The organism is Dyella acidisoli, from assembly GCF_030160295.1.
Lineage (GTDB): Bacteria > Pseudomonadota > Gammaproteobacteria > Xanthomonadales > Rhodanobacteraceae > Dyella_B > Dyella_B acidisoli.
Map to the genome: position 1 here is coordinate 217,618 of NZ_BSOB01000046.1, position 25,732 is coordinate 243,349.

Annotated in this window: 26 protein-coding genes; 10 read left to right on the forward strand and 16 right to left on the reverse strand. The window is 60.4% G+C overall.

Annotated elements, in window-relative coordinates; all coding sequences use genetic code 11:
* Positions 1–10 precede the first annotated feature (10 nt).
* From QQJ86_RS17265 to kynU, 6 genes are all read left to right on the forward strand, one after another.
* Complete coding sequence (locus QQJ86_RS17265) at positions 11–772, forward strand: SDR family oxidoreductase (protein WP_284322212.1); 762 nt, start codon at positions 11–13, stop codon at positions 770–772.
* Between the two features lie 36 nt (positions 773–808).
* The gene (gene efpL, locus QQJ86_RS17270) at positions 809–1,387 is read left to right on the forward strand and encodes an elongation factor P-like protein EfpL (RefSeq protein ID WP_284322213.1); all 579 of its coding nucleotides are present in this window, start codon (positions 809–811) and stop codon (positions 1,385–1,387) included.
* A 135-nt stretch (positions 1,388–1,522) separates the two neighbouring features.
* Positions 1,523–3,631, forward strand: coding sequence for an FUSC family protein (locus QQJ86_RS17275; RefSeq protein ID WP_284322214.1), 2,109 nt, complete (start codon positions 1,523–1,525; stop codon positions 3,629–3,631).
* Between the two features lie 95 nt (positions 3,632–3,726).
* Positions 3,727–4,758, forward strand: a complete 1,032-nt coding sequence (locus tag QQJ86_RS17280) for an amidohydrolase family protein (RefSeq protein ID WP_284322215.1) — start codon at positions 3,727–3,729, stop codon at positions 4,756–4,758.
* Positions 4,758–5,276 (forward strand): hypothetical protein, encoded by a 519-nt coding sequence (locus QQJ86_RS17285; protein ID WP_284322216.1) that lies wholly within the window; start codon positions 4,758–4,760, stop codon positions 5,274–5,276. The genes QQJ86_RS17280 and QQJ86_RS17285 overlap by 1 nt, the downstream gene beginning before the upstream one ends.
* A gap of 194 nt (positions 5,277–5,470) precedes the next feature.
* Positions 5,471–6,754, forward strand: coding sequence for a kynureninase (gene kynU / locus QQJ86_RS17290; protein WP_284322217.1), 1,284 nt, complete (start codon positions 5,471–5,473; stop codon positions 6,752–6,754).
* A gap of 69 nt (positions 6,755–6,823) precedes the next feature.
* Here the strand turns inward: kynU and QQJ86_RS17295 are convergent, their stop codons facing one another.
* From QQJ86_RS17295 to QQJ86_RS17355, 13 genes are all read right to left on the reverse strand, one after another.
* Positions 6,824–7,192 (reverse strand): nuclear transport factor 2 family protein, encoded by a 369-nt coding sequence (locus tag QQJ86_RS17295; protein ID WP_284322218.1) that lies wholly within the window; start codon positions 7,190–7,192, stop codon positions 6,824–6,826.
* Positions 7,193–7,219: 27 nt separating this feature from the next.
* A complete protein-coding gene (locus QQJ86_RS17300) occupies positions 7,220–8,482 on the reverse strand; it encodes a glutamate-5-semialdehyde dehydrogenase (RefSeq protein WP_284322219.1) in 1,263 nt (420 codons plus the stop codon).
* Positions 8,479–9,585: a glutamate 5-kinase gene (gene proB, locus QQJ86_RS17305; RefSeq protein ID WP_423372813.1), complete on the reverse strand. Its 1,107-nt coding sequence runs from the start codon at positions 9,583–9,585 to the stop codon at positions 8,479–8,481. The genes QQJ86_RS17300 and proB overlap by 4 nt, the downstream gene beginning before the upstream one ends.
* A 47-nt stretch (positions 9,586–9,632) precedes the next feature.
* Entirely contained in the window at positions 9,633–9,995 is a 363-nt protein-coding gene (locus QQJ86_RS17310; protein WP_284322221.1) for a cupin domain-containing protein, read from the reverse strand.
* Positions 9,996–10,005: 10 nt separating this feature from the next.
* Positions 10,006–11,301 carry an argininosuccinate lyase gene (gene argH / locus QQJ86_RS17315; protein WP_284322222.1) on the reverse strand — a complete coding sequence of 432 codons (1,296 nt, stop codon included), beginning with the start codon at positions 11,299–11,301 and terminating at the stop codon, positions 10,006–10,008.
* A gap of 166 nt (positions 11,302–11,467) precedes the next feature.
* Positions 11,468–12,421, reverse strand: coding sequence for an N-acetyl-gamma-glutamyl-phosphate reductase (gene argC, locus QQJ86_RS17320; protein ID WP_284322223.1), 954 nt, complete (start codon positions 12,419–12,421; stop codon positions 11,468–11,470).
* Positions 12,422–12,426: 5 nt separating this feature from the next.
* Positions 12,427–13,692, reverse strand: coding sequence for an acetylglutamate kinase (locus tag QQJ86_RS17325; protein ID WP_284322486.1), 1,266 nt, complete (start codon positions 13,690–13,692; stop codon positions 12,427–12,429).
* 37 nt (positions 13,693–13,729) lie between these two features.
* On the reverse strand, positions 13,730–14,869 hold the full coding sequence (locus QQJ86_RS17330) for an acetylornithine deacetylase (RefSeq protein ID WP_284322224.1): 1,140 nt from the start codon (positions 14,867–14,869) through the stop codon (positions 13,730–13,732).
* Positions 14,866–16,056 carry an argininosuccinate synthase gene (locus QQJ86_RS17335; protein ID WP_284322225.1) on the reverse strand — a complete coding sequence of 397 codons (1,191 nt, stop codon included), beginning with the start codon at positions 16,054–16,056 and terminating at the stop codon, positions 14,866–14,868. The genes QQJ86_RS17330 and QQJ86_RS17335 overlap by 4 nt, the downstream gene beginning before the upstream one ends.
* A gap of 26 nt (positions 16,057–16,082) precedes the next feature.
* The gene (locus QQJ86_RS17340) at positions 16,083–16,559 is read right to left on the reverse strand and encodes an OsmC family protein (RefSeq protein ID WP_284322226.1); all 477 of its coding nucleotides are present in this window, start codon (positions 16,557–16,559) and stop codon (positions 16,083–16,085) included.
* Complete coding sequence (locus tag QQJ86_RS17345; RefSeq protein ID WP_284322227.1) at positions 16,549–17,181, reverse strand: FMN-binding negative transcriptional regulator; 633 nt, start codon at positions 17,179–17,181, stop codon at positions 16,549–16,551. The genes QQJ86_RS17340 and QQJ86_RS17345 overlap by 11 nt, the downstream gene beginning before the upstream one ends.
* 13 nt (positions 17,182–17,194) lie before the next feature.
* Positions 17,195–18,202 carry an N-acetylornithine carbamoyltransferase gene (locus QQJ86_RS17350; RefSeq protein ID WP_284322228.1) on the reverse strand — a complete coding sequence of 336 codons (1,008 nt, stop codon included), beginning with the start codon at positions 18,200–18,202 and terminating at the stop codon, positions 17,195–17,197.
* A gap of 318 nt (positions 18,203–18,520) precedes the next feature.
* Positions 18,521–19,078: a glycine zipper 2TM domain-containing protein gene (locus QQJ86_RS17355; protein WP_284322229.1), complete on the reverse strand. Its 558-nt coding sequence runs from the start codon at positions 19,076–19,078 to the stop codon at positions 18,521–18,523.
* Positions 19,079–19,280: 202 nt separating this feature from the next.
* On the opposite strand from QQJ86_RS17355, the gene cysS reads away from it, so the two are divergent.
* Entirely contained in the window at positions 19,281–20,657 is a 1,377-nt protein-coding gene (gene cysS / locus QQJ86_RS17360; protein ID WP_284322230.1) for a cysteine--tRNA ligase, read from the forward strand.
* Between the two features lie 49 nt (positions 20,658–20,706).
* On the forward strand, positions 20,707–21,141 hold the full coding sequence (locus QQJ86_RS17365; protein WP_284322231.1) for a SufE family protein: 435 nt from the start codon (positions 20,707–20,709) through the stop codon (positions 21,139–21,141).
* Positions 21,142–21,263: 122 nt separating this feature from the next.
* Here QQJ86_RS17365 and dksA read toward each other — a convergent pair whose 3' ends face one another.
* Positions 21,264–22,331 (reverse strand): RNA polymerase-binding protein DksA, encoded by a 1,068-nt coding sequence (gene dksA / locus QQJ86_RS17370; RefSeq protein WP_284322232.1) that lies wholly within the window; start codon positions 22,329–22,331, stop codon positions 21,264–21,266.
* Between the two features lie 168 nt (positions 22,332–22,499).
* Here dksA and yidD point away from each other — a divergent pair, with 168 nt between their 5' ends.
* Together yidD and QQJ86_RS17380 are read left to right on the forward strand one after the other, a co-directional pair.
* Positions 22,500–22,724, forward strand: a complete 225-nt coding sequence (yidD, locus tag QQJ86_RS17375) for a membrane protein insertion efficiency factor YidD (RefSeq protein ID WP_423372993.1) — start codon at positions 22,500–22,502, stop codon at positions 22,722–22,724.
* Between the two features lie 54 nt (positions 22,725–22,778).
* Positions 22,779–24,116 (forward strand): dihydroorotase, encoded by a 1,338-nt coding sequence (locus QQJ86_RS17380; RefSeq protein ID WP_284322234.1) that lies wholly within the window; start codon positions 22,779–22,781, stop codon positions 24,114–24,116.
* Positions 24,117–24,166: 50 nt separating this feature from the next.
* On the opposite strand, the gene QQJ86_RS17385 is transcribed toward QQJ86_RS17380, so the two are convergent.
* Positions 24,167–24,598, reverse strand: a complete 432-nt coding sequence (locus QQJ86_RS17385) for a YbaY family lipoprotein (protein ID WP_284322235.1) — start codon at positions 24,596–24,598, stop codon at positions 24,167–24,169.
* 58 nt (positions 24,599–24,656) lie between these two features.
* Complete coding sequence (folE2, locus tag QQJ86_RS17390; RefSeq protein WP_284322236.1) at positions 24,657–25,607, reverse strand: GTP cyclohydrolase FolE2; 951 nt, start codon at positions 25,605–25,607, stop codon at positions 24,657–24,659.
* Positions 25,608–25,732 lie beyond the last annotated feature (125 nt).

Here is a 25,732-nt window from a genome sequence, read left to right on the forward strand (position 1 = left end):
GACACTCCCCATGCAACTCAATCAAGTCAAAGCCATCGTGACCGGCGGTGCTTCCGGCCTCGGCCATGCCGTGGCGCAACATCTAGCTGCCCATGGTGGGCGCGTTGCCCTGTTCGATGTGAACGAGGAGAAGGGCCAAGAAGCAGCCAAGGCGCTGGGCTGTCAGTTCTTCCGCACCGACGTCACATCGGAAGAAGGCGTGGCCGCAAATGTGGCGGCCGCCCGTGATGCGTTGGGCGGCTTGAATGTGGTCATCAATTGCGCGGGCATTCTTGGCGCCGGCCGCGTGCTCGGCAAAGAAGGCCCGATGGCACTGAGCACGTTCGCCACCACCGTGATGGTGAACCTGGTGGGCAGCTTCAACGTCGCCAAGGCGGGCGCAGCGCTCATGCAGAACAACGATGCAGGCGAGGACGGCGAACGCGGCGTGATCATCAACACCGCCAGCGTGGCTGCCTACGAAGGCCAGATCGGCCAAGCCGCCTATTCCGCTTCGAAAGGTGGCGTGGTGGCCATGACCTTGCCGATGGCGCGCGAGTTGTCGCGCTTCGGCATCCGCGTGGCAACCATCGCGCCGGGTATCTTCTGGACGCCGATGGTGGACAACATGCCGCCGCAGGTGCAGGAATCGCTTTCGGCGTCGATCCCCTTCCCTTCGCGCCTGGGCAAGCCGGAGGAATTTGCCACGACCGTGGCGTTCATCCTCGGCAATCGCTACATCAATGGCGAAACGATTCGTCTGGACGGCGCGGTACGACTGCAGCCGAAGTAATAGCGACCCTTTTATTTCCAACTACCGACACTTCCCATGAAAGCTTCCGACGTCAAGAAAGGCAACGTGGTCGAACACGAAGGCACCGTTTACCAGGTGCGCGATATCGAACGCAGTTCGCCCACTGCGCGTGGCGGCAACGTCACGTTCCGCTTCACGCTGTATTCGATCCCGGGCGGACGCAAGTTCGACCTCAGCCTGCGCGCCGACGACGATCTGAAAGAAATGGATCTGGTGCGTCGCGCCGCCAATTTCTCGTACATGGACGGCGACGCTTACGTGTTCATGGACAACGAGGATTACACGCAGTACACGCTAGGCCCGGAACTGATCGGCGACAACGCCGGCTACATCGTTGAAAGTGTGGAAGGCTATTACGTGCAGGTGATCGATGATGCGCCGGTAGGCCTGCAGGTGCCGACCAGCGTGCTGCTCACCGTAGTGGACACCGCGCCGGAACTGAAAGGCGCCAGCGCCACCAAGCGTACCAAGCCCGCCAAGCTCAACACCGGCATCGAAATCCAGGTGCCGGAATACATCACCACCGACGAGAAAGTGTGGGTCAACACGCTCACCGGCGAATTCGCCGGACGCGGGTCCGAAAAGACGTTCTGATCGCAGCGCAACGGCTGCGGCTTTGAACCTTCACCGAACGGCGCCCTTCTCGGCGCCGTTTTTTTGTATATCGAGCAGGCGACACGGCCACGGCGGTAAGGCAGAATCTTCTGCATTCCGGCACCGTTCCCCGCCATGTCGACTCGAGCCTACTCGCTACGCGCCAGCGTGCTGCAAAGCCTGACTGCGACCAAGCGGCCGGACGTGCCAGCGTGGGTGGTCATCCGCAATACCGCCGCCGTGGTGTTGCCATTAGCGGTGGGCATGCTCACCGGGCATGAACAAGCAGGCCTGGCCATTGGCGCCGGCGCGCTCGACACCATGTTTTCCGACCAGCCTGGCCCTTATCGCCAACGCATCCGGCAATTGTTGCTGGCTTCGCTCGCCGCAGGACTGGCTTCGCTTTGCGGCTTTCTGATCGGCGCCAATCTGCCGCTGATTCTGTTGGCAATGGCCGCATTCGGTTTCTTCGGCGGCTTGTTGGTGGTGTTCGGTGTGGACATCGCACGCGTGGGCATGACCAGCATGATCCTGCTGGTGATTACGGCGGCGACGCCGACCACGCTGGATCAAGCATTGATCGGCGCGGCACTGATTTTCGCGGGCGGCCTTTTACTGGCGTTGTTCTCCGTCGCGGCATGGCCACTGCAGCGCTACGGCCCCGAACGACATGCATTGGCCACGGTTTATCGCGGCCTGGCTTCGTTGGCCAGGGAAAACCGGCAGAACCAGGAAGACGTACCCGCGCTCACCGAAGCCATGACCACGCTGCAGCAAACGCTGCTGGGCCGTCATCACGCAGGTGGTCGTGCGATGGAAGCCTTCGCCGTGTTGTTGGAATTGGCTGAGCGTCTGCGCCTTGAATTGGTGGCCATGGCAGAACTGCATGGTGCCGCAAGCGTCATCGCAATGTTCCGTGCAGATGCCGCGCGCGTGCTCACGGCCATCGCCGATGCGCTGGATAGTGGCGATTCACCGGAACAAGCCGCGCGCGCCTTGCAGACTCTACAAGCGAGCGAACGCGCGCTGCTGGACAACCACACCCGCAGCGATAGCGTTGCTGCACACATCCACGCCCTTTCTGGGCAGCTCGCGGCAGCAGTACGCAACGCAAACTGGGCCGGTTCACGCGGCGAGGAGCGCGCGGAAGCCGCCGAAACACGCCTGCCTGGCGCCTTGCGCGGTCGCGCACCGCTATCCATGCTGCGCGCGAATCTCACCACGCATTCGGTAGCGTTCCGACATGCGATGCGTTGCGCGGTGTGCCTGAGCATCGCGTTGCTTGTTTCACGCGTCTGGCAACTGCCGCATGGCTACTGGTTGCCGATGACGGCCGCCATTGTGCTGCGACCGGATTTTGGCGCCACCTTCAACTTCGGCTTGCTGCGCGTGGTCGGCACCATTCTTGGCCTGGTGTTGACCACTGCCTTGCTGCACATCACGCCGCACGATCCATGGGCGCACTTGGCGCTGATGGCGGTGCTGTGCATGGCGTTCCGTTACCTCGCTACGGCGCATTACGGTGTTGCGGTCGCAGCGCTGACCGGCACGGTGGTGATCCTGCTTTCATTCGAAGGCGTAAATTCCGGTACGGCCGTGATGGATCGCGTGCTCAACACCGCACTGGGCAGCGGCATGGCCTTGCTCGCCTATGTGATCTGGCCGACCTGGGAGCGCAGACGTGCACGCTCTGCGCTGGCGGATATGCTGGATGCGTATGCGGATTATCTGCGCGCGCTGGGGCGTCCCGAGCAACGTCATGCTCATCGCGAAACGCGTACCGCCGCCCGCACTGCACGCACCAATGCGCAGGCGTCGATCGATCGCATGCAATCCGAACCTGCCACGCCACTGAATCTGCTGGAGCTGGCCAACGTGCTATTCCTCAATGGCAATCGGCTCGCACGCACAACGATGACGCTAGAGGCCCTGCTGCACGATTGCGACAGCTTGCCAGAGCAAGTGGAAGTCACCAACTTTTTGGAACGGGCGGCAACCCATCTGCATAACCAGGCTGTTGCATTGCGCAACAACCAGGTGCCGTCGCCGGCGCCCGAGCTGCGCCAGTTGCAGCGCAGTCTTTCCACACTATTGGCCATGGCGGACGATCGCCCACGCGCTGAACAACTGGTGCGCATCAGCGACCGGCTGGTCGACAACATCAATACGCTGGCCCACGTAGTGGGGCGCGGGCCGCAGGAGGCAGCAGCGGCACAGCGCCACCCAGGCGCTGTCAATCGGTAATCCCGAATCGGATCAGAAGCAGCCGCCTGCAGGTGTACCGCAACCTGCCTCTACGATTGACGATTCCTGCCCCACGCAAGCGCTACACTTGGCCCATGCTGAAAATAGACACCCACGCCCACATCCTCCCGCGTGACTGGCCTAATCTCGCCGTCAAATACGGCAACGATGCTTTCCCGGTGATGATTCATAGCGACGGGCGGCATCGTATCTACAAAGACGGCAAGTTCTTCCGCGAAGTCTGGGAATCGTCCTTCGATCCGCAACACCGCATCAACGACTACGCCCGCTTCGGCGTCGGTGTGCAGGTGATTTCCACCGTACCGGTGCTGTTCTCCTACTGGGCGCCGGGTTACCAGGCATTGGACCTGCACCGGCATCTGAACGACCACATGGCCGGTGTCTGCCAGGATCATCCAAAGCACTACGCAGGTATCGGCACCGTGCCGCTCCAAGCGCCGGAACTGGCCATTCGCGAACTGGAGCGGTGCATTGACGAACTCGGCCTGTGCGGTGTGCAGATCGGCTCGCATTGCAACGACTGGAACCTGGACGCGCCGGAGCTGTTTCCCTTCTTCGAAGCCGCCGCCGACCTGGGCGCAGCCATCATGGTGCACCCCTGGGACATGATGGGCGCCGCCACCATGCCCAAGTACTGGATGCCATGGCTCGTTGGCATGCCCGCCGAACAATCGCGCGCCGCGTGCTGCTTGGCCTTCGGTGGTGTGCTGGAACGGCTGCCTAAACTGCGTGTGATGCTCGCGCACGGCGGCGGCAGCTTCCCCTGGACCATCGGCCGCATCGAGCACGGCTTTCGCATGCGGCCGGATCTGGTCGCCACCGACAATCCACGCAATCCGCGCGAATACCTCAAGCGCCTGTATTTCGACTCTTGCGTGCACGACCCTGCGGCGCTGCGCTATCTCTTGGATGTGACCGGCGTCGACCGCGTGATGCTCGGTACCGACTATCCTTTTCCGTTGGGGGAGCAGGAGCCGGGCAGCGGTATCGAGTCGCTGCACTTGGACGAACCGACCCGCGCCCGCCTGTTTCACGGCACCGCACTGGAATGGCTGGGGTTGCCACAACGCCGCTTCGTTCAAAACACTTATCCCGAGGAACACTAATGATTTTCAGGCGCTACATGGCGACCGCTTTCCTGGCATTGGCCAGCATCACCGTGGCCCATGCCGACGATGTCTCCATGGCATCCGGCAGCGTGCACTTCAGCACACCCTCCAATTGGGTCGGCATCATGCAGGTAGACGGCGATCCGGAAGTGCGCGTATTCCAGGTGCCCGACCCTTCGCCCAGCGCAAGCAGCACGCTGGCGCGCATCAGCGTTACGGTGAAGCAAGTTACCGATATGCAGGCGTTCAATGACTACGTTACCGCTGCGATGAGCAAAGCCAAAAACTTGAAGGATTTTCAGCAGGGCAATCGTCCCGCAGGCGATCAGAACAGCTTCATCTATACCGCCAATGAAAGCGGCACGCAGTACACCTATGTCGAGCGCTACTGGTTCCGCAATGGCCACGGCATTCAACTGCGCTGCGCGCGCCCTTCGGCAAGCCAGGCTGGGCAAGCGTGGGCTGCGACCTTCGACAAGGGCTGCAATGATATTGCTGCCGCGTTGAATAGCTGAGCTAACGCACAAGTATCTGCATGCTGTTGGAATGCTCCACCTTACGCCGCCGTCATTTCCGCGAAAGCGGAAATCCATGTTGCTCTTAGGTAGCACGTGAAAAATGGATTCCCGCTTTCGCGGGAATGACGGCCGGAAAAGGTGAGCATCACGAAATGTAAAACCAAACGTACAAACCAAGCTGGGATGCCTCGATGTCCACCCCCTACGAAGCCACCCTTGAATGGGCCCGGGCCCATGACGCCGCCGACCCGCTGCGCGACTTTCGCAACGAGTTTCTGATTCCTCCGCACGAAGGTGGCGACAGCCATTACTTCTGCGGTAATTCGCTGGGTCTGCAACCGCGCGGTGTACGTGAAGCGGTCAACGCAGAGATCGACTATTGGGGTGAGCTGGGTGTGGAAGGCCATTTCAAAGGCCGTCTGCCGTGGCTGAATTACCACGAATTCGTGCGCGACCATCTCGCCGAACTCATTGGTGCACAGCCCGACGAAGTTGTGGCCATGAACACACTGGGCGTAAATCTGCATCTGATGATGGTGAGCTTTTACCGCCCCACGCCGGATCGCCATGCCATCTTGATCGAAGCCGGTGCCTTTCCTACCGATCGCTATGCGGTGGAATCGCAGATCCGTTATCACGGCTTCAGCCCTAACCTGTCGCTGATCGAACTGGAAGGCGACGAGCCCAACGGCACCATCTCGATGGGCGCCATCGAGCGCGCGCTCGCCGAACATGGCTCGCGTATCGCGCTGGTTTTGCTGCCGGGCGTGCAATACCGCACCGGGCAGGCCTTCGACTTGAAGGCGATTACCGATCTCGCACATAAGCAAGGTTGCCAAGTGGGCTTCGATCTAGCCCACGCCGTCGGCAATCTGCCTTTGCAATTGCACGACAGCGGCGCCGACTTCGCCATCTGGTGCAGCTACAAATATCTCAACAGCGGCCCCGGCGCGGTGGGCGGCGCATTCGTGCATGCACGCCACGCTCGCGCCACGCTGCCTCGCTTTGCCGGTTGGTGGGGCCACGATAAATCCACCCGTTTCCAGATGGGTCCGGAATTCGTTCCCACGCCCGGTGCTGATGGCTGGCAATTATCCAATCCGCCGATCCTTTCCCTCGCACCACTGCGCGTTTCACTAGATCTCTTCCATCGCGCAGGCATGCAACGCCTGCGCGAGAAATCACTGCAAGTCACTGGCTATCTGGAATGGCTGGTGCAAACGCAACTACCCAATGTGCTGGAAGTCGTCACGCCGAAGGAATCAGAACGCCGCGGCGCGCAGCTATCCATCCGCGTTTTAGGTGGTCGCACGCAAGGTCGCGCGTTGTTCGAGTATCTGATCGAGCACGGCATCATCGGCGATTGGCGCGAGCCCGATGTGATCCGCATCTCGCCGGTGCCGCTGTATAACCGGTTTGTGGATTGTTTGGCGTTTGCGCAGGCGGTGAGACGTTGGAAAGAGCAGACGTCGTAGGCTGGGGGGGTGCAAACCCCAACATAGCGATACTGAGAGACATGGCAACGTTGGGGTTTTCACCCCAACCTACGAAGACGCGATTCGGCGTGGCCCTATCTTGAACCACGCCTTGGCAATCTTACCCGCTTCGATTTCATAGATGGCAATGACGTCGACTTCGCCCAACCCTTCCGGAAAATTTCTTGCAACCACTTCCTGGTCGACAACCAGATTGCCTGCTACCGAGCGATGAACCAGTTGCCCATGCAGATCCGGTTCTTTGAACCGCTCAACATGACGCTCACGAATTTGAGCCGCACCATCTGCTAGTAGTTCCGAGGGAAACGCGTAGTACTGACAATCGTCCGCCCACCATTGCATGAAACGGTCGATGACTTTGGCGTTATACGCGGCCAATTGCTCCTGCACCGGACGGACAATATCCGCCTCGGTCAATTCGCTTCCTATGACTTCCCCTATTGATTAAAGCCGGCTTTGCGGATGACGCACTTGCCCGTCGCCGCGTACGATAAAGCGCTCGACAGTCAGCGCTTCCGCGCCCATCGGTCCATACGCATGCAGGCGCGTGGTGGAAATGCCGATTTCGGCGCCTAGGCCAAGTTCACCGCCGTCGGAAAAGCGCGAAGAAGCATTGACCATCACGACTGCCGAGCGGATGGCTTGCATGAAGCGTCTCGCAGCCTGGTCGTCACGCGTGGCAATCACTTCGGTGTGATCGGAGCCGAAACGCTGGATGTGGCCGATGGCCATGCCGAGGTCATCGACCACGCGCACGGCAAGGATAAGATCGAGGAATTCGGCTGCGTAGTCGTCGTCGGTTGCAGGACGCATGCCATCGACCAATGCGCGGGAACGCTCGCAACCGCGCAACTCGACGCCGCGCTCTTGCAACGCCTGCACTGCTTTTGGCAGGAACGACGGGGCCACGTCGCGATGTACCAGCAAGGTTTCCAACGCGTTGCAAACGCCAGGCCGCGATGTCTTGCCGTCAACTAGCAAGTTCAGGGCAAGTGATTCGTCTGCAGTGGCATCGACGTACAAATGGCATACGCCCTTGTAATGCTTGATCACTGGCACGCGTGCGTGCTCAGCCACAAAGCGGATCAGGCCTTCGCCACCACGCGGAATCGCCAAATCAATAACGTCGCTGAGCTGCAGCAGCTCCACCATGGTTTCGCGACGAAGATCTTCGATCAAGGTTACAGCTGCAGTGGGAATGTCATGCTTTTCCAGCGCCGCATGCAACGCCGATGCAATCGCCACATTGGAGTGCAAAGCTTCGGAGCCACCGCGCAGGATGACGGCATTGCCAGCCATCAAGCACAGCGCCGCCGCATCGGCCGTTACGTTGGGACGCGCTTCGTAGATCATCGCAATGACACCGAGCGGAATGCGCACACGTTCTACTTCCAGACCGTTGGGCAATGTATCGCGGCGCGTGACTAGGCCAACGGGATCGGGCAAGGCGGCGATTTCGCGTACGGCTTTGGCGATGCCTGCCAGGCGCGCCTCGTCCAGGCGCAGGCGGTCCAGCATGGCGCCTTGAATGCCTCTGGCGGCAGCTTGCTGCAGATCGCGCGCGTTCGCCGTGAGAATGGTATCGCGCTGTTCTTCCAACGCTGCAGCCATGTCGTGCAGCAGTTTGCGCTTGGTCTCGGTGTCCAGCGCAAACATCGCTTGCGCGGCGTCCTTGCAGGCCAGGGCCAGTGTACGAATCTCGCTCATGCTTCCGATTCTCCTGCCGGATCGATCAAGGTGGCGAGATCATCGCGGTGCACGATCTCTGTGCCGTAGCTGTAACCGAGTACAGCCGCAATATCGCGGCTGTGACGCCCGGCCAAGCGCCGCACTTCCGCCGCGCCATACTGGCTCAGACCGCGCGCCACAGGTCGGTCGTTGGCGTCGACAATTTCGACCAGGTCGCCGCGATGGAACTCGCCCGCCACATCAAGAATGCCGCCAGGCAACAGGGATGCGCGGCCACCGGTCAAAGCACGCACCGCACCGGCATCAACACTGATGCGCCCACTACCTGTCGGCGCATGACGCAGCCAATACTTGCGCGCCTGGAGCCGGTTGCCTGCGACATCGATCAACGTGCCGTGCAAACGCCCCTCTTCCAACGCTTGCACTGTTGCGGTTTCGCGCCCGCTGAACAAGGCCGTGGGAATGCCGGCCGCGGCCGCTTTCTCTGCCGCCTGCAGTTTGGTGCGCATGCCGCCGGTGCCTACGCTCGTGCCACTACCTCCCGCCATGGCAATGATGGCAGGTGTCAGTTGTGGCACGCGCCCGATAGGCTCGGCGGATGGATCGCGTCGCGGGTCGGCGTTGTAGAGCGCATCGACGTCCGAGGCGATCAGCAGGAGATCGGCATCAACCAGCGCGGCGACGATGGCGGCCAAATTGTCGTTGTCGCCCAGCTTGAGTTCGTCCACGGCGACAGTGTCGTTTTCATTCACTACGGGCAGCACACTCAGCATCAACAATTCGCGCAAGGTGGCGCGGGCATTGAGATAACGGCGACGATTGCGCAGATCGTCATGCGTCAGCAGTACTTGTGCTACAGGGCGCTCCGACAGGCTCTGCCATAAGGCGATCATGGGCGCCTGACCTAGCGCTGCAAGCGCCTGCTTGGCGGCAAGCTCGGGACCCAACGTTGTGCGCTCGCGCAGTAGAGCGCGTCCCGCAGCCACTGCGCCGGAAGAAACCAGCACCACTTCGCGCCCAGCTTTTTGACTGGCTGCGATAAAGGCTGCAAGCGTCTGCGCGTACCGGGACGTCAGTCCACCACCATCAGCTGCAAGCAGGTTGCTACCGACTTTCAGCACGGCGCGGCGCCATGTCGGCAACCTGTGTTCGGGTAACACACGGCTCGTCACAGCGAAATACCCTCCAGTGGTGCTGCCGTCCGGTCGCCGTGGCTTTTTGGCGATGACACCACGACGAAGCGCGCGTCCACGGTGCCATCGTTGCGTACCTGATGCGCGCTGCCGGGCGGAACGTGCAAGCCCTCGCCACCATGCAAACTGTGCGCTTCGCCTTCCAGTTCGATCGTCACCTCGCCTTCCAGCACATAGAAGAACTGGCGCGCACGTGCGTGACGATGCCGCTGCTCGAAACTACCGGGCGGCATGCGTTCCTCGATGACGCTGAGTTCGTCCAGCGCCAGCAGATGCCAGCCGTCGCAGGATTGTCCCCAGTGATAGTGCTGTGCATTGGCCGTGCTGACGATGGTCATATCGATTCCGTTATGAGGACAAGCTGTCCAACCGTTGCCGCAATTCATCCAGGTGAAGAACCTGGCCTGCGCCCGGTGACGTGCGTGCCGCCAAGCTTGATTCCGGCGTACGCCCCTGCCCTGCTTCCGCAGCCGCCTGAGCCGCGGCGCGATAGGCCTCCCGGAATGGCACGCCCGCTGCAGCTTGCTCGATCGCGACATCCGTGGCGTACATGGCCGGCTCGATCGCTGCGCGCATGACCGCCTCGTTCCATTGCATGCGTGCAAGCAGATCCGGCAACAGCTCCAGTGCCGAAAGACCATGCGTTACGCCATGGAACAGCGAGCCCTTTGAGAACTGCAGATCGCGCTGATAACCGGACGGTAGTGAAAGCAACTGTTCGATTTCACAGCGCGCAGCCGCGACGGTGGCGTAGGAAGCACGCAACAGCTCCACAACATCAGGGTTGCGCTTGTTTGGCATGATTGAGCTGCCGGTGGTGTATTCAGACGGCAGCGATACGAAGTTGAATTCCGCGGTGGTGAACAGCGAGAGATCCCACGCAAGGCGACGCGTATCGAGCATGGCGCTACTCAAGGCTTCCATGACGGCCATTTCGAACTTGCCGCGCGAGAGCTGCGCGTAGATCGGCGACACCTGCATGCGGCCGAAACCTAACGCCTGCGTCGTATGCGCGCGATCCAACGGGAGGTTCACGCCATAGCCTGCGGCGGTACCCAGCGGATTGGCGTCGATCCACGCTGCTGTCTGCTTCGCGCGCCAGGCATTGTCGATAAAACTTTCTGCAAAGCCAGCGAACCACATGGCAGTGGACGACACCACGGCGCGTTGCAGATGGGTGTAGCCCGGCAGCGGCAAAGCCGGTTGCGCCGCACGCTGCAAACATACGTCGGCAACAGTGCGGCAATGCGCCTCAAGCAATGCCAGCTTTTCTTTCAGCCACAGGCGTGTGGCCACCAGGATCTGATCGTTGCGGCTACGACCGGTATGCACGCGGCGACCGGCGTCGCCGAGACGTTCGGTAAGTCGCGCTTCGATGGCGGAATGGCCGTCTTCGTAACGTTCGTCCAGCACGAAGCGTCCGGCACTGAAGTCTTCGGCCAGTGCATCGAGCTCACGCTTGAGATCGTCCATCTCCTTTGCGCTGACTACGCCGATATTGGCCAGGCCCTCCACATGCGCCTTGCTGGCGGTGATGTCGTGCAGGAAGAACTCGCGATCCAGCAGAACGTCGTTGCCGGCGAGGAACTTCATGATTTTCGCGTTGGTTTCGACGCCGGCTTTTTGCCAAAGGAGGTTAGTCATACAGAGATCTCTCTTTTTGCTCCCTCTCCCCTCCGGGGAGAGGGTTGGGGTGAGGGGTCAATCTTGCGAAGAATTTCTATTAGTTGCGCTTCAAACGGGAAGACTGCAGCTCGCGGCGAGGTTGGCCCCTCACCCCAGCCCTCTCCCCGAAGGGGAGAGGGAGTGGCTACGCGGGAATCGCCGTGTATTCGTCCACACCAATCGCTCGATTGATGTTCTGCATCGCTTGCGTCGCAGCCCCTTTCAGCAGGTTGTCCAACGTCGCGACAACCACCAAGCGTTTGCCATCGGCCGACAAGGTGAAGCCGCCAACTTCGGCATGGTGCTTGCCCGCAACGTTGCTCACCCACGGTGCCTCATCCAACACGCGCACCAGCTTCTCGCCTGCATAAGCTTGCTGGAAGCGCGCGAACACGTCCTCACGCTTTTGCGCACGCGAAAGATAGAGATTGGTGGTGACGGTCAGCCCACGGAAATGCGGCGCCACATGCGGCATGAATTCCACGGGGATACCCAAATGCCGGCTCGCTTCCTTTTCATGCATATGACCGGTGAGCGAATACGGCATCAGGTTGTCGCGCAGCTTTTCCGGATCGTTCTTATCGGACGGCGTGGTGCCGGCTCCGGAATAACCGGAGACGCCGAAGCACACAGGCGGCGCGGCCAATACATCCTTGAGCGGCGCGATGGAAAGCTGGATCGCTGTGGCGTAGCACCCTGGATTGCTGATGCGCTTCTCGCCACGCCACTTGTTACGAGTAAGTTCGGGCAAGCCGTAATACCAGGTGTTGTCGAAGCGATAGTCTGCCGAGAGATCCACGATCACCGGATCCTTGCCGGCAGCGTCGAACGCTTCAACGAATGCGGACGCCTTTCCGTTCGGCAAGGCCAGCACCACCACATCAGCGTCGAGCGAAGGCAGTTCTTCATGTGCAGGTGAGGTGTAGCGCAGCTCGCCCTTGTACCCTTCAACGTGATCTTCGACGCACTGTCCGTTCAATTCGCGCGAGGACACATAAGCCAATTCCAGCGCCGGATGCGCCGCAACCAGGCGGATCAGTTCTGCACCGGTATGACCGCGCGCGCCAACGATGCCGATACGTTTCTTGGAAGTCGCCATAGTCGTCAGTCGATCAAAGTGGGTTGGCGATGCGCACAATGTTCGACACAGCGCGCGATCGTGTCGAAACCATCCAAGCCGTACCAGAACACTTTCCAGCGCTCCTGCTTGTAACAGCCATCCGACTCGGCGTAGTAGAAATGGTTGATGGTATTGCCGTGACGCGAACGCCAGAACAAGCTTGGATTTTCCTCGCGCATCACCAGCCACACGGCACGACCGAGGCCTTCGCCTTGTGCGTCGTCCAGCACGGCGAATTTGTCCAGATAAATCAGGCCATTCTCGTTGGTGAGAATCATCGCGGCACGGTAGTTTTCGCTGACATAGACGCGATAGGGCTTGGTGCGTGCGAAATAGTCATCGACCACCTTGCGACCGAAGCTGGATTCGATCAGCACGCGCATGCGCGCTTGGTCCACACCTTCCCAGCTTTCGAAGCGGAACACCTTTTCACCACGACGCACCAGCGTGCCCGAACCTTTGTGCGTGAACAGCTCCTTCGCCAGCTCCGACGGACGAGTGATCGACACCGACGAGGTTAACGGCAAGCTTTGCAGCAGATCGGCAATCTGCTCGATCTTTACGCGCATGCCGCCGTTGATCCACGGTTGCTGGATCAGGTGTTCGAACTCGGTGCTCAAGTTGATCGAATCGATGATCTGGCCCTTGTCGTCGAGCAGGCCACCGGTTCCGGTGAGGAAAATGATCTTGTACGGCTGCAGCACGCGCACCAGTTCATTCGCCGCGAAGTCGGCGTTGATATTGAGGAACTGGCCTTCATCGGTTTCGCCCAGGCTGGCGATTACCGGGATGGAACCAGCACGCAGGCTGGCTTCGATCGGTGCGAGATTGATGCTATCGACCTTGCCCACCATGCCATAGGTATCTTTATCCAGAAAGCTGGACATGAAGACACCAGACGGCACCGAAGTGGCGCGCGTATCCATCGCCTGCAGGGCTTCCACCAGTCGCAAGTTCTCCTGCTGAAACACGCGACGCACGATGCCCAAAGCCTTTGGCGACGTAACACGCAAGCCATTGACGGTTTGCTTGGTAATGCCGGCAGCTTCCAGTTCCACATCGAGTTGCGGACCCGCGCCATGCAACACGATTGGCGTCAAACCGACTTGTTGCAGAAAGGTGAGCGAAGATGTCAGATCGCCGAGTTCGTCACGCAGCACTGCACCGCCGACTTTCACCACGGCAAAACGCTTGGCGTCGAGTTGCGAAAAGCGCTTGAGGTATTGCTGGATTTCCTTGGCGCTGCCCATGGCGGAAAGCAGACGCACGATGGTTTGGCGGGTGTTCTTATGCGCTTCCACGGTTCACGATCTCGTAGATGGTTTCAGCGTATTTTTGCAATTGATCCAGCGCAACCCATTCGTCGGCGGTATGCGCCTGTGCGATGTCGCCGGGGCCGTAGACAAAAGAGATGTAGCCGGCTTCAGAAAATAACGCCGCTTCGGTCCAGAAGTTCACCGCGTTACCGACAGGGATGCCGAGTTCATCGGCAATGTCGCGCGCAGCAAGGCGGCGTGCCTCGGCGTTGGGAACATCACCCGCCGGCAAGGACATGCCGCGGAACAGTTCCTCGTAGCTGACCGGCGTGGGTTCCACCAGGGTGCGGAACGTCTCCAGCAATTGGTCAGGATCCATGCTGGGTAACGGGCGGAAACCGAAACGCACGTCGGCCGTCGGCGCAATCATGTTCGCCTTGATACCACCTTCTACTCGGCCGATGTTGAAGCGCAAACCGGTGAGGCCACCGAAGCGTTCGTGTGACAGACTTTCCACGTGTTCTAGTGCGGCAGCACCCCAACGTATCGCTTGATGCACGGCGCTGTCAGTCGCTTTGATCTCGCCCGAGGCGTGACCGGCCTGCCCTGTAAAACGCATCTGCACCGAATGGATGCCGCGATGTGCAAGCACGGCTTCGCCACGCGTGGGTTCGGCCACAATCACCGCATCGTACTTGTGTCTCTCTTTAAGGAAACCGGCAATACAACGCGGGTCATTCGCTTCTTCGTCGGTGGAGAGCAACAAGGCCAGGTCGCCCTCGCAGGCGTTCGCCACGGCAACCAATGCCGCTGCCGCACCTTTGATGTCGCAAGCGCCAAGACCGATTGCCCGGTCTTCTGTCACCTCAAGCACATGTGGATCATGCGTCCAATGCGGCGAGTCCGGCACGGTATCCAGATGCACGTTGAACAGATACTTCGGCTTGCCGCGCACGGCATATAGCGTCACGGCACCCGCACCGTAATCGGTCACTTTCACATCGAAGCCCGGCAATTGTTCGCGCAGGTAATCGAAAATGCCGCCAGTGCCGATCGTGCGTGGAGGATTACGCGTATCGAACGAAATCAGCGCACGCAAATGCGTCAGCGTTGCATCAAGTAAAGATGCACCGAGTCCCGAGTTCCGAGCCCCGAGCTCCGCAGCACTCATCGGTTCACCTCGGCCCACAGCGTGCTGCTCATGCCGAACAGCTTGATGAAGCCTTCCGCTTCCGCCACGCCCCAGTCCGCCGCCTGCGCGTACGTGGCGCCCTTGGCGTTGAGGATGTGCTTGGATTCCACTGCGACCGCATTGATGATGCCGCCGTTGGTCTCCAGCGTGACGTCGCCATTGACGGTCGACTGGCTCGAAGCGAGGAACGCCTCCAAGTCGGTTTTCAGCGGATCGTGGAAGAAGCCTTCGTAAACCAGCTCCACCCACTTGCGCGCCACGTCCGGCTTGAAGCGGTTCTGCTGCTTGGTCAGCACAGCTTCTTCCAATGCGCGATGCGCTACCAGCAACGCGGTGAGGCCCGGCGCTTCGAAAATGATGCGGCCCTTAAGGCCGATGGTGGTGTCGCCGGTGTAGATGCCGCGGCCCACGCCGTACTGTGCCAGCAGGCCGTTAAGCTTGGCGAGCAGTTTGTGGCCATCGATCTTTTCACCATCCAACGCCACCGCTTCGCCGTTGACGAAGCTGAGCTTCAGGCGCAGCGATTTGGACGGCCATTCCGAACGCGGCTTGCACCAGCCCACCGCGCCTTCGCCGGGTGTCAGCCAGCGGTCGATCTCGCCGCCGGACATGGTCACGCCGAGCAGGTTCTCGTTGATGGTGTAGGCCTTCTGCTTGGCACGCACGCCGAAGCCCTTGGCTTCCAGATATTTCTGCTCATACGCGCGCACTTCAGTGTGTTCTTTCTGGATCTCACGGATCGGCGCCACGATCTCGTAATCACCCTGAGCTTTCACAGCGAGGTCGAAACGCACCTGATCGTTACCCATGCCAGTGCAACCGTGCGCGATCGCCTTGGTGCCTAGTTGCGCACAACGCTTGAGCGCAGCATCCACGATCAGGTAGCGATCAGATACCAGTAACGGATACTGGCCCTGATAACCCTCACCCGCCCACACGAACGGTTTGACGAATCCGCTCCAGATCGCCGGACCGCCGTCGATCGTGACGTGGCTGGCTGCCTTCAATTCCTTGGCGCGGGCTTCGATATAGGCGCGCTCCTCGGCATCCACGCCGCCGGTATCGGCGAACACGGTGTGCACGGCCCAGCCACGTTCCTGCAGATAAGGAATGCAGAAGCTGGTGTCGAGACCGCCGGAGAAGGCCAGAACGATATCTTTGCTCATGATGCTGGATCCAAAAGAATAGTTGTTTACACGGATTCGATGACAATGCGCGGTTCGCAGCGCACCGGGAAATTGACGGAATTGGCGATGAAACAGGCATGGTGTGCGTCGTCGTGCACGCGCGCGGCAAGGTCGGGGTCGCTGTCTGCGCTGATCGTCACCCGCGGGCGCAACACGGCTTCGGTGAAGCGCCCGTCCTTGCCAAGTTCTTGCAGCGTTCCAACCGCGTCGTCGACGTAATCGATAACCACCACGCCCGCATCCGCCGCCAGATGCAGGTACCAAAGCATGTGGCAGCCTGACAGCGCCGCAACCAGCAATTCTTCAGGGTTGTGCTTGGCGTTGTCGCCACGGAAGACAGCATCGGACGAGCCGGCAATCACCGGTTTGCCGGGGATGCGCACCTCATGTTCACGACCATAACTCTGATAGGTCTTGGTACCGCTGCCGTGATTGCCGGTCCAAGCCACTTGAACGGGATACTGGTGCTGCTTATGACTCATGTCGACGTTCCTCGGCTTGTTGCATCAGTTCGGACAGTTCGGCATCGCGCCGGCCATGACGTTCGGCCAAGCCGTGAAGCACGCCTGCACGATTGGCAGCGACGTGGTTCTGGCTCAGCTTGAATTTCCCTTCGATGCGCTCGATCGCGATATCAATACCTACGATCATGCGCAGCATTTTTTCTACGTGATCTGCAGGTGCATCATCCACGTGCCAGGGTTTCGGCTGTGTTGCTTCGTGGCGGTCGGTGAGTCGCTCCAGCAAGCGGCGCAGCCATGCTTGATCTTCCATCACACGCAAGCGGCCATGCACGTGCACGACGGCGTAGTTCCAGGTAGGTACCTCGCGGCCGTGCTTGTGTTTGCTTGGATACCAGTTGGGACTGACGTAGCCTTCTGCGCCGTGAAAGATCACCAGCACTTGCGCGCCGTCTGCTTTCGCCAATTCGTTGCCGCGCGCTACGTGGCCATGCAGGGAAACGTCGTCAACCAGTTCCAGCGGCACGTGATTCGCAGCCAGCCCATCCGCACTCTGCATGACAATGGTGGCGAACGGATAGTCGCGCATCAACGCATGCAGCACGTCGGTGCGTGTTTCATGGAAGGGCTTGGGTAGATACATGCCGTGCTCGCGATTATTTTTGCGCGATCAACGATGTCATCACCGCTTTTTGCACATGCAAGCGGTTCTCGGCTTCGTCGATGGCAATGCAGGCCGGTGAATCCATCACCGCATCGGTGGCCTTGATGTTCCGGCGCAACGGCAGGCAATGGCTGAAGACACCGTTATTGGTGAGCGCCATCTTCGCTTCGTCGACGATGAAGTGCTTGTGTGCGTCGCGGATCGGCTTTTCATTTTCCCAGCGGCCGAAGAATGGCAGCGCGCCCCAGCTCTTGGCATAAACGACATCGGCGCCGCGATAGGCTTCCTCGATGTTGTGGCTGACGGTGAGCGAGCCGCCGTTCTCCTTCGCGTTCTGTTCTCCGTAGGCCATATAGCGCTCATCCAGCACGTAATCCGGCGTTGGGCACAGCAGCGTGACATCCATGCCCATCTTGGTGGCGATCAGCAGTGCCGAATTGGCTACCGCCGTATTCAGCGGCTTCGGGTGATAGGTCCAGGTGAGCACGTATTTGCGGCCAGTAAGATCACCGAAGCGTTCTTTCAGCGCCAACGCATGCGCCAGTTCCTGGCAAGGATGCGTGATGGTTTCCATGTTGATCACCGGCACCGTGGCGTACTGCGCGAACGCCTTGATGACGGCATCCTCGCGGTCCACCGACCAATCCTGAAATTTCGGAAAGGCACGCACGGCGATCAGGTCGACATAGCGGCTCAGCACGCGTGCCACTTCGGCAATGTGCTCTTCCGCTTCGCCATCCATTACCACGCCAGGGCGGAATTCGATCGGCCATGCGTCTTTGCCGGGCGATAGCACGATGGCGTGACCACCGAGGTGGAATGCACCCAGCTCAAAGCTCGTACGTGTACGCATCGAGGGATTGAAGAACAGCAGCGCCACCGATTTGCCAGCCAGTTGCTGACCACGCGGCGAGCGCTTGAATGCGGTGGCTTGCTCAAGCAGCGCGTCGATCTCTGCGCGGCTGTAATCCTGGGTAGTGAGGAAATGACGAAGTGACATCGTTGACTCCAGTCAAAAAACAAAAAACCCGGCACAAGGGCCGGGTTTCGTCGTCGTATTACACATGCAACGTGGCGACAGCCTACCCGGCCGAATGTCGATTCAGCGGTCGGCGCGCACGCGAGGTCATGCCAGCGGCCATGCGGGCGCTGGTAAGCACGGTAGCGGTATAGACGGCTGAAGACATGAGGCTTCCGGGTGGTTGAATCTCAATCATGACGGGATTTTCGTTGCCATGCAACAGAAAAGTTCGGAGTGCAAAAAGAAAGGCGACCGCGCCAGAGGCAACGGTCGCCTTGATGAGGAACGTGCTATCGCTCAGTCAGCGGGGGAAACGCTCACCCGCACCCGGAGACGCTCACCCGGGTCGTAGCTGAGGCGCGACATATAGACGTCGCCGTGATAGCGATACTCCACGTCATAGCCGATGATCTGGCGCTGCTCGCTGACCTGGGTGACCGGCTGGCAAACGGTCTGGGTGGAGCTGTAAGTCTGCCCACCACTGGCGACGGAGTTACCGACGGCACCGCCCGCCACCGCACCGCCCACAATAGCCGCCGTATTACCGCGACCATGACCAATGGTGCTGCCGAGCACGCCACCGACAACCGCGCCGAGCACTGTGCCCACACCCTTATTACCCGGAGTCTGCTGCACCACCTGCTGGTCATAGCACTGGGTAGTGGGGGCTGCCGTACGGGCTACACCATAGACCGGATCGACGCGCAGCACGTCGGCCCAGGCATAGTGCGCGTTATCCGGACCCGCAGCGCCCTGCGGAGGCGGCGGAGGCGGATACCCGCCTTGCTGCGCCAGCGCTCCGGTAGAAGCCACGGCGAGCGCAAGCAGGGGGATCAACAGCGTTTTCTTGTTCATGGACAACCTCCTGAAGAGGGATTCGGGCGCGTTGTGCGCATGGTTAAATTTCAGCAAATTCACACTGAATCCACGCTTAGAACGACCGCAACTTAGTGCCGCGTTGCCAGACGTTTTCGAAACTTTTGCAGCGGTTTCTGGCAGCACTCCCGTAAGAGCTTGATAAGATGGTGGGCTTATTGACCTGACTGCGCCACCTGCCATGCCGATCTCGCTCTATAACAGCCTCAGCCGCCGCATCGAGCCCTTTGCGCCGCTCGATCCGAGCCGGGTGACGGTCTATCTGTGCGGGCCTACGGTCTATAACTACGTTCATATTGGCAATGCGCGTGGCCCGGTGGTGTTCGACGTGCTGGTGAAACTGTTGCGCCGGCATTACCCGAAGGTGATCTACGCCCGCAACATCACCGACGTGGACGACAAGATCAATACCGCTGCTATCGAACAGGGTGTGCCGATCGGCCAGATCACCAGCCGCTTCACCCAGGCCTACCGCGAAGACATGGCCGAGTTGGGCATTGCACCGCCGGACGTGGAACCCCATGCCACCGCGCACATCGGTCAGATCATCGCCATGATTCAGACCCTCATCCAGAGTGGTCATGCCTACGAAGCGGAAAGCCATGTGCTATTCGACGTGGCCTCCTACGCCGCCTACGGTGCACTGTCAGGCCGCGATACCGACGAGCTGATCGCCGGCGCGCGCGTGGAAGTGGCGCCCTACAAAAAGAATCCCACCGACTTTGTGCTGTGGAAGCCATCCACCCCGGAGCTGCCCGGCTGGGACAGCCCCTGGGGTCGCGGCCGACCGGGCTGGCATATCGAATGCTCAGCGATGACTGCGGCACATCTGGGCGAAACCATCGACATCCACGCGGGCGGCGTGGACCTGCAATTTCCGCATCACGAGAATGAAATCGCCCAATCCACCTGCGCACATGGCGGCAAGGTGTTCGCGCGCTGGTGGCTGCACAACGGCATGCTCACCTTCGAAGGACGCAAGATGTCCAAGTCGCTGGGCAACGTGCTGCACGTGCATGAGCTGCTGAAACAACATCCGCATGAAGCGCTGCGCCTATTGTTGCTGCGTGGTCACTATCGTCAACCATTGGATTGGTCGGACGCTGCCATTGCACAAGCCATCAGCACGCTGGACGGCTGGTACCGCGTGCTACGCGAATTGGGCGACATCGCCGTCGATGTCACTCAGCCACTGCCCGTTCCCGAGCGCCTGGAAGCGGCGCTTTGCGACGATATGAACACGCCACAAGCGCTGGCCGAACTGTCTTTGCTTGCGGATGCCGCGCGGCAAACACCCAGCCCCGCCACGAAAGCCGCCTTGCTCGGCGGCGGCGCAACACTCGGCTTGCTGCAGCAGGATGCTGAAGCTTGGTTCAAGCAGGCGAGCGGTAGCGATGTGGACGCCCAACGCGTCGAGACACTGCTGGAAGAACGCCGTGCCGCACGCGCCGCCCGCGATTTCGCTCGCGCGGACGCGATCCGCAATGAGCTGACAGCCATGGGTGTGGCGATCGAGGACGGCACCCAAGGCACGCGCTGGAGCGTGGCAAAGCATTGAAATGGCCAGGTTCGGCCCGAGCTAAGCCGAACCGCGCGATAATTCATCCATGAACACTCTAGCCACCACGAGCGCCATCCAGGCCCAACAAGACATTGCTGACGAATTCGCCTTCTTCGGCGACTGGACCGAGCGCTACCAATACCTGATCGACCTCGGTAAACAGTTGCCGCCCTTCCCCGATGAGTGGAAGAGCGAGGACTATCGCGTGCACGGCTGCCAGTCGATGGTGTGGCTGATCCCCAGCGGTGACGCTTCCAACATGCACTTCGATGCCACCAGCGATTCGGCCATCGTCTCTGGCTTGATCGCGCTGGTGTTGCGCGTGTATTCGGATCGCTCGGCGGCGGAGATCGTGGCCAGCGAACCGGCTTTTATCCAGGAGATCGGGCTGGCCAAGCATCTGTCACCCACGCGATCCAACGGTTTGGTGGCGATGTTGGCGAAGCTGAAAGCACACGCCGCGGCGGCGCTCGAAAAGTAAGTTGGAGTACAAACCCCAGCATCACCGCATTGCATGCATGGCATACGTTGGGGTTTGCACCCCAACCTACAAAAAGCCCCGCACTTGGCGGGGCTTTTTCGTTCCGGCCGAAGCCACAAACGTCAGTCGCCCATCTGCTTCTGCAAATGTTCGCGACGCTCCTGAGCATCCAGCGAGAGCGTAGCGATCGGGCGGGCATCGAGGCGTTCGAGGCCGATTTCCTCATCGGTCTCCTCGCAATAGCCGTAGCGACCTTCCTCGATGCGACGCAGCGCCTTGTCGATCTTGGAGATCAGCTTGCGATAGCGATCGCGGGTGCGCAGCTCCAGCGAATTTTCCGTTTCGCGGGTGGCGCGTTCGGCTTCGTCGCCTACGTCACGTACTTCATCGCGCAGGTTTTCCATAGTCTGGCGCGACTCTTCCACCAACTGGTCGCGCCACACGCGCAGCTTGTTGCGGAAGTAAGCGAGATGACGAGGATTCATGTACTCCTCGTCGGACGAAGGACGATAGCCGGGAGGCAGATCGATGTTCGTAGTAATGGGCAGGGCGTAACGACCGTCTTCGCGGGTTACACCATTATCGAGCGTTGTAGCGGAGCTATTCATTGAGGACTGCGTTGTCTTCTGCTTTTTGCTGGTGGAGTTATGCGCAGTGGCATTCGCTACGCGCGGCGCCGTGGGGCCCACGGCACTCGCTACCTTGCCCGCAATGGGCCTGGCAGCGGGGGATGATACGGGTTGTGATGTTGCAGTTTGTGTAGCTGGCGTTGGCCGTTTGGAAGCGGTAGCAGGCGCAGGTGCCGGAGTGGGGTGCGGGGCCGACTTGGTGACAGTCTTTTCCGCAACCTTCTTGACGGGTGCCTGCTTGGCGGCCGGCGCGGCGTGCTTGGCTTCCGGCTTCGGAGCCGACGGCTTGACCGCCTGCTTCACTGCCTTGACCGGCTCGGCCTTCTTAGGCTGCGGCTTGGGGGCTGGCTTGGCCACAACCTTTTTGGCCGGCGGCGCCTTTTTGGCAGCAGCCTTGGCCGGCGCTTTCTTCACCGCAGCCTTCTTGACAGGCTCGGCCTTCTTCGCGGATTTGGGCGCAGCGACCTTGGCCTTGCTGGCCTTGGCTTCGTTGCTCTTACCCGCAGCCTTTCCCTGTGCAGCTTTCTTGGCGGCGGTGGTACTACGCGTGGTTTTCGCCATTTACCTTCACCATTTTGGCCTTGGCGGCCGGCTGTTATAGCCCAATACCGTTCACACCGGCAACCATCCTTCTGGAATACTTACATTCTTGAGTCTCAAAGCGGTTTCGGCCATGTGAACGCCGTGAGTCGATTGATCATCTTCCTGCTCAACCTCTACAAACGCTTCGTGAGCCCTCTATTGGGACAGCGTTGTCGCTTTTACCCCAGTTGCTCGGATTATGCACGCACTGCAGTCTCCCGCTTCGGTCCATGGCAAGGCGGTTTGCTGGCCGGGTGGCGGATACTACGCTGTCAGCCGCTGTGCCCGGGCGGTAACGATCCTGTGCCCGAGCATTTCCATTTTCCCAGCTGCCGCGCCACCGACAAGGGACCCGAAGATGGGGCTCCTTGAGCACGACACAAGTCCAACGCGTTTTTTAGTTTCCCTTTTCTTTAAGGAGTTCGCATGTCCACCGATTGGCTGATCAAGAACGCCGAACTGGTCAATGAAGGGCGTCGTTTCCATGCCGATCTGCGCGTCAAGCACGGTCGCATCGACAACATCGGCGGCGACCTGGCCGCCCGCCCTGGCGAGCAGGTGATCGACGCCAGCGGACTGTGGCTGCTGCCGGGCATGATCGATGACCAGGTCCACTTTCGCGAACCCGGGCTTACGCACAAGGCCGACATCGCGCACGAGTCGCGTGCCTGTGCCGCCGGCGGCATTACCAGCTTCATGGAAATGCCCAATACCAAACCACCGGCCCTGGACCGCGAGTCGCTGGAAGCCAAGTACGAGCGCGCGGCGCAAACCTCGGCCGTGAATTACGCCTTCTACATGGGCGCCAGCAACGACAACCTCGAAGCGATCCGCACGCTGGACCCCAAGGCCGCACCCGGTGTGAAAGTTTTCATGGGCGCCTCCACGGGCAACATGCTGGTGGACAATCCCGACACGCTGGACGGTATCTTCCGCGAAGCGCCCACACCGATCATCACGCACTGCGAAGACACGCCGATGATCGACGCGCTGCACGCCAAGGCGCGCGAAACGTATGGCGAACATATTCCCGCGCGCGAGCACCCGCTGATCCGTTCGCGCGAGGCCTGCATCAAATCGACCCGGTTGGCGATCTCGCTGGCCCAAAAACACGGCACCCGCCTGCACGTGCTGCACATTTCCACCGCGGACGAGCTTGCCCTGTTCCAACCCGGCCCGCTCAAAGGCAAGAAGATCACCGCCGAAACCTGCGTGCACTTCCTGCATTTCAGTGACGAGGATTACGACCGGCTCGGCTTCCTGATCAAGTGCAACCCGGCCATCAAAACCGCCGCCGATCGCGAAGCCATCACCAAGGCAGTAGCGGAAGGCCGTATCGACGTGCTCGCCACCGACCACGCACCGCATCTGCTGGAAGAAAAAGGGCAGACCTACGACAAGGCACCCTCCGGCTTGCCGCTGGTGCAGTTCGCGCTGCAGACCGCGTTACAGCGTGTGACCGAAGGCAAGTTGACCTTGGAGCGCGTGGTGGAAGCCGTGAGCCATGCGCCGGCCACATTGTTCGACGTGCACGAGCGCGGCTTTCTGCGCGAGGGTTACGCTGCCGACCTGGTGCTGGTCGATCCAAACAAGCCGCACTTGGTGCGTCGCGGGCAGGTACTTTCCAAATGCGGCTGGTCGCCTTTCGAGGGCTATACCTTCAACAGCTCGATTGCCGCCACGTTCGTCAACGGACGGCGCGTATGGGACGGCTCGAACGTGGACGGCGCCGTGCGCGGTGAACGACTGGCGTTTGATCGATAGATCTAGCGAAATGCAAGGCAAGCCCCTCTCTTGAACGGAGAGGGGTGAGGTCAGTGCAACTCGGAAACCACCACCAACACCGGCCCTTCATTGCCGGAATCTCCAAGCACCCTGATCGGCGTATCGTTCGACGCCAACGTACGATCGCCTTGCTTGATGCTGGCCGACACGGTGAAATCTGTACCGCTGACCAGGTCGCCAGGCTCGTAACTCAACACGAAAGAAACCGGTGACGCACCGATGGGCGCGATGCGGTCGCTTGCGATCATTCGCGCAGGCGCATCATGCCGGTCGAGCGTGACGACCAGATAGGCATCGGGCGGCAAGTCATGCGCGAGGTGATAATCCACTTCCCCGCTCAATGACTTCATCAACGTCTGCTGCTGCGCTGCCTCCTGCTTATGCTTGCCAAAATGCGGCATCCAGCTGCAACCGGCCAGCACAACCGTGCCGGCCAAAAGCACTCCGTAGCGAATTTTCATGGCGACTCCTTGATCTGCGAACGCGGATGATAACAACCGCGCACGAGGTGGCGTTGAATCACCCTCGCCTGTCGCCGAAGCCGCCCGCCACGCCTTTGCTGACATAAGCCACTGCATCGTGCGGATGCAAGCTTTCCTGGTGCTCTAAACGAATGTGGAAGTCGGCGATACTCTCGTCGGCATCGAGCGCGCGCTGAATGCGGCGTGCGGCATCCTCACAGAACATCAGGTTGCCACCGTTGGCGAGCGCAAAGGCCTGCTCGTCTTCGCGCTTCACCGCGGTTTGCACCGGCGTACCCAATGCCTGTTCGACACGATCAAGCAGACCAATCAAGTTGAGCGGCGCGTTGTCATTGAAACGCACCAGCAAGCGCGCCACGCTGCGCTGCGCATGCGGTGTGGCAACGATGCCCTTCTCGCTGCCCAGCCAGGCCAATACGGCGGCATGGTCCAACGGCTTGCTAGCATCAAAATCCTTGGCGAATTGATCTTGAATCAACTGCCGCGACAACGCCGCTGAAGCGGGACAGGTGGAGGAGTAGACGACCTCCGTCCCCAGTTCCATGCGGAAACCCTCTTCACACAAGCTGGCTTCAATGGACACCGGATAAGCGCGCCAGCCGCTGTTGCTACTGCGCAGGGCGGCGCGACGCACGAGCTGATCGAAACGAATGCTGACACGCGCGCGGTCGGCGAGGTCTTTGTGCGAATCGAGGAAGGCGCGCAACAGCGATTCCAGCATGCTTGCGTCAAGCTGCTTTGCGCTCAAGTATTCGTCGACCAGCAAGTACAAACGCGACATGTGGATACCGCGCTTGTCCGGCCGAGTGAGGTTCACGAATGCGCCGACCTGAGCGCTGGAACGTTGCACGGTGCCGTCACCCGCGTCGAACAGCGCAGGTACTTCGATGCCGTCCATGCCCACCCAATCCAGTGCGCCGGCCAGATGCGGCTGCGCCTGGCTGGCAACGTCGGGCATCAGACGGACGGTGTTTTCGTGGGTATGCATGAGTGTTCCTTGAATCCCCTCCCCCGGCTGGCAAGGGAGATCAGGTTGTACAAACCGCGCGGCACGGCCTCCAGACTCATTTTGGGACAGCTTGCCGCGTCGCAACAGGTACCACGCCGGAAACG

Coding starts and splice junctions, on each gene's coding strand:
- QQJ86_RS17380 (WP_284322234.1), top strand. CDS start 22,779: ATGTCCACCGATTGGCTGATCAAGAACGCCGAACTGGTCAATGAAGGG.
- argC (WP_284322223.1), bottom strand. CDS start 12,421: ATGGCGACTTCCAAGAAACGTATCGGCATCGTTGGCGCGCGCGGTCAT.
- efpL (WP_284322213.1), top strand. CDS start 809: ATGAAAGCTTCCGACGTCAAGAAAGGCAACGTGGTCGAACACGAAGGC.
- QQJ86_RS17285 (WP_284322216.1), top strand. CDS start 4,758: ATGATTTTCAGGCGCTACATGGCGACCGCTTTCCTGGCATTGGCCAGC.
- cysS (WP_284322230.1), top strand. CDS start 19,281: ATGCCGATCTCGCTCTATAACAGCCTCAGCCGCCGCATCGAGCCCTTT.
- QQJ86_RS17355 (WP_284322229.1), bottom strand. CDS start 19,078: ATGAACAAGAAAACGCTGTTGATCCCCCTGCTTGCGCTCGCCGTGGCT.
- QQJ86_RS17365 (WP_284322231.1), top strand. CDS start 20,707: ATGAACACTCTAGCCACCACGAGCGCCATCCAGGCCCAACAAGACATT.
- QQJ86_RS17280 (WP_284322215.1), top strand. CDS start 3,727: ATGCTGAAAATAGACACCCACGCCCACATCCTCCCGCGTGACTGGCCT.
- QQJ86_RS17275 (WP_284322214.1), top strand. CDS start 1,523: ATGTCGACTCGAGCCTACTCGCTACGCGCCAGCGTGCTGCAAAGCCTG.
- dksA (WP_284322232.1), bottom strand. CDS start 22,331: ATGGCGAAAACCACGCGTAGTACCACCGCCGCCAAGAAAGCTGCACAG.
- folE2 (WP_284322236.1), bottom strand. CDS start 25,607: ATGCATACCCACGAAAACACCGTCCGTCTGATGCCCGACGTTGCCAGC.
- argH (WP_284322222.1), bottom strand. CDS start 11,301: ATGACTAACCTCCTTTGGCAAAAAGCCGGCGTCGAAACCAACGCGAAA.
- QQJ86_RS17325 (WP_284322486.1), bottom strand. CDS start 13,692: ATGGGCAGCGCCAAGGAAATCCAGCAATACCTCAAGCGCTTTTCGCAA.
- QQJ86_RS17265 (WP_284322212.1), top strand. CDS start 11: ATGCAACTCAATCAAGTCAAAGCCATCGTGACCGGCGGTGCTTCCGGC.
- QQJ86_RS17385 (WP_284322235.1), bottom strand. CDS start 24,598: ATGAAAATTCGCTACGGAGTGCTTTTGGCCGGCACGGTTGTGCTGGCC.
- QQJ86_RS17340 (WP_284322226.1), bottom strand. CDS start 16,559: ATGAGTCATAAGCAGCACCAGTATCCCGTTCAAGTGGCTTGGACCGGC.
- QQJ86_RS17310 (WP_284322221.1), bottom strand. CDS start 9,995: ATGACCATCGTCAGCACGGCCAATGCACAGCACTATCACTGGGGACAA.
- kynU (WP_284322217.1), top strand. CDS start 5,471: ATGTCCACCCCCTACGAAGCCACCCTTGAATGGGCCCGGGCCCATGAC.
- QQJ86_RS17300 (WP_284322219.1), bottom strand. CDS start 8,482: ATGAGCGAGATTCGTACACTGGCCCTGGCCTGCAAGGACGCCGCGCAA.
- QQJ86_RS17350 (WP_284322228.1), bottom strand. CDS start 18,202: ATGTCACTTCGTCATTTCCTCACTACCCAGGATTACAGCCGCGCAGAG.
- QQJ86_RS17330 (WP_284322224.1), bottom strand. CDS start 14,869: ATGAGTGCTGCGGAGCTCGGGGCTCGGAACTCGGGACTCGGTGCATCT.
- QQJ86_RS17345 (WP_284322227.1), bottom strand. CDS start 17,181: ATGTATCTACCCAAGCCCTTCCATGAAACACGCACCGACGTGCTGCAT.
- QQJ86_RS17335 (WP_284322225.1), bottom strand. CDS start 16,056: ATGAGCAAAGATATCGTTCTGGCCTTCTCCGGCGGTCTCGACACCAGC.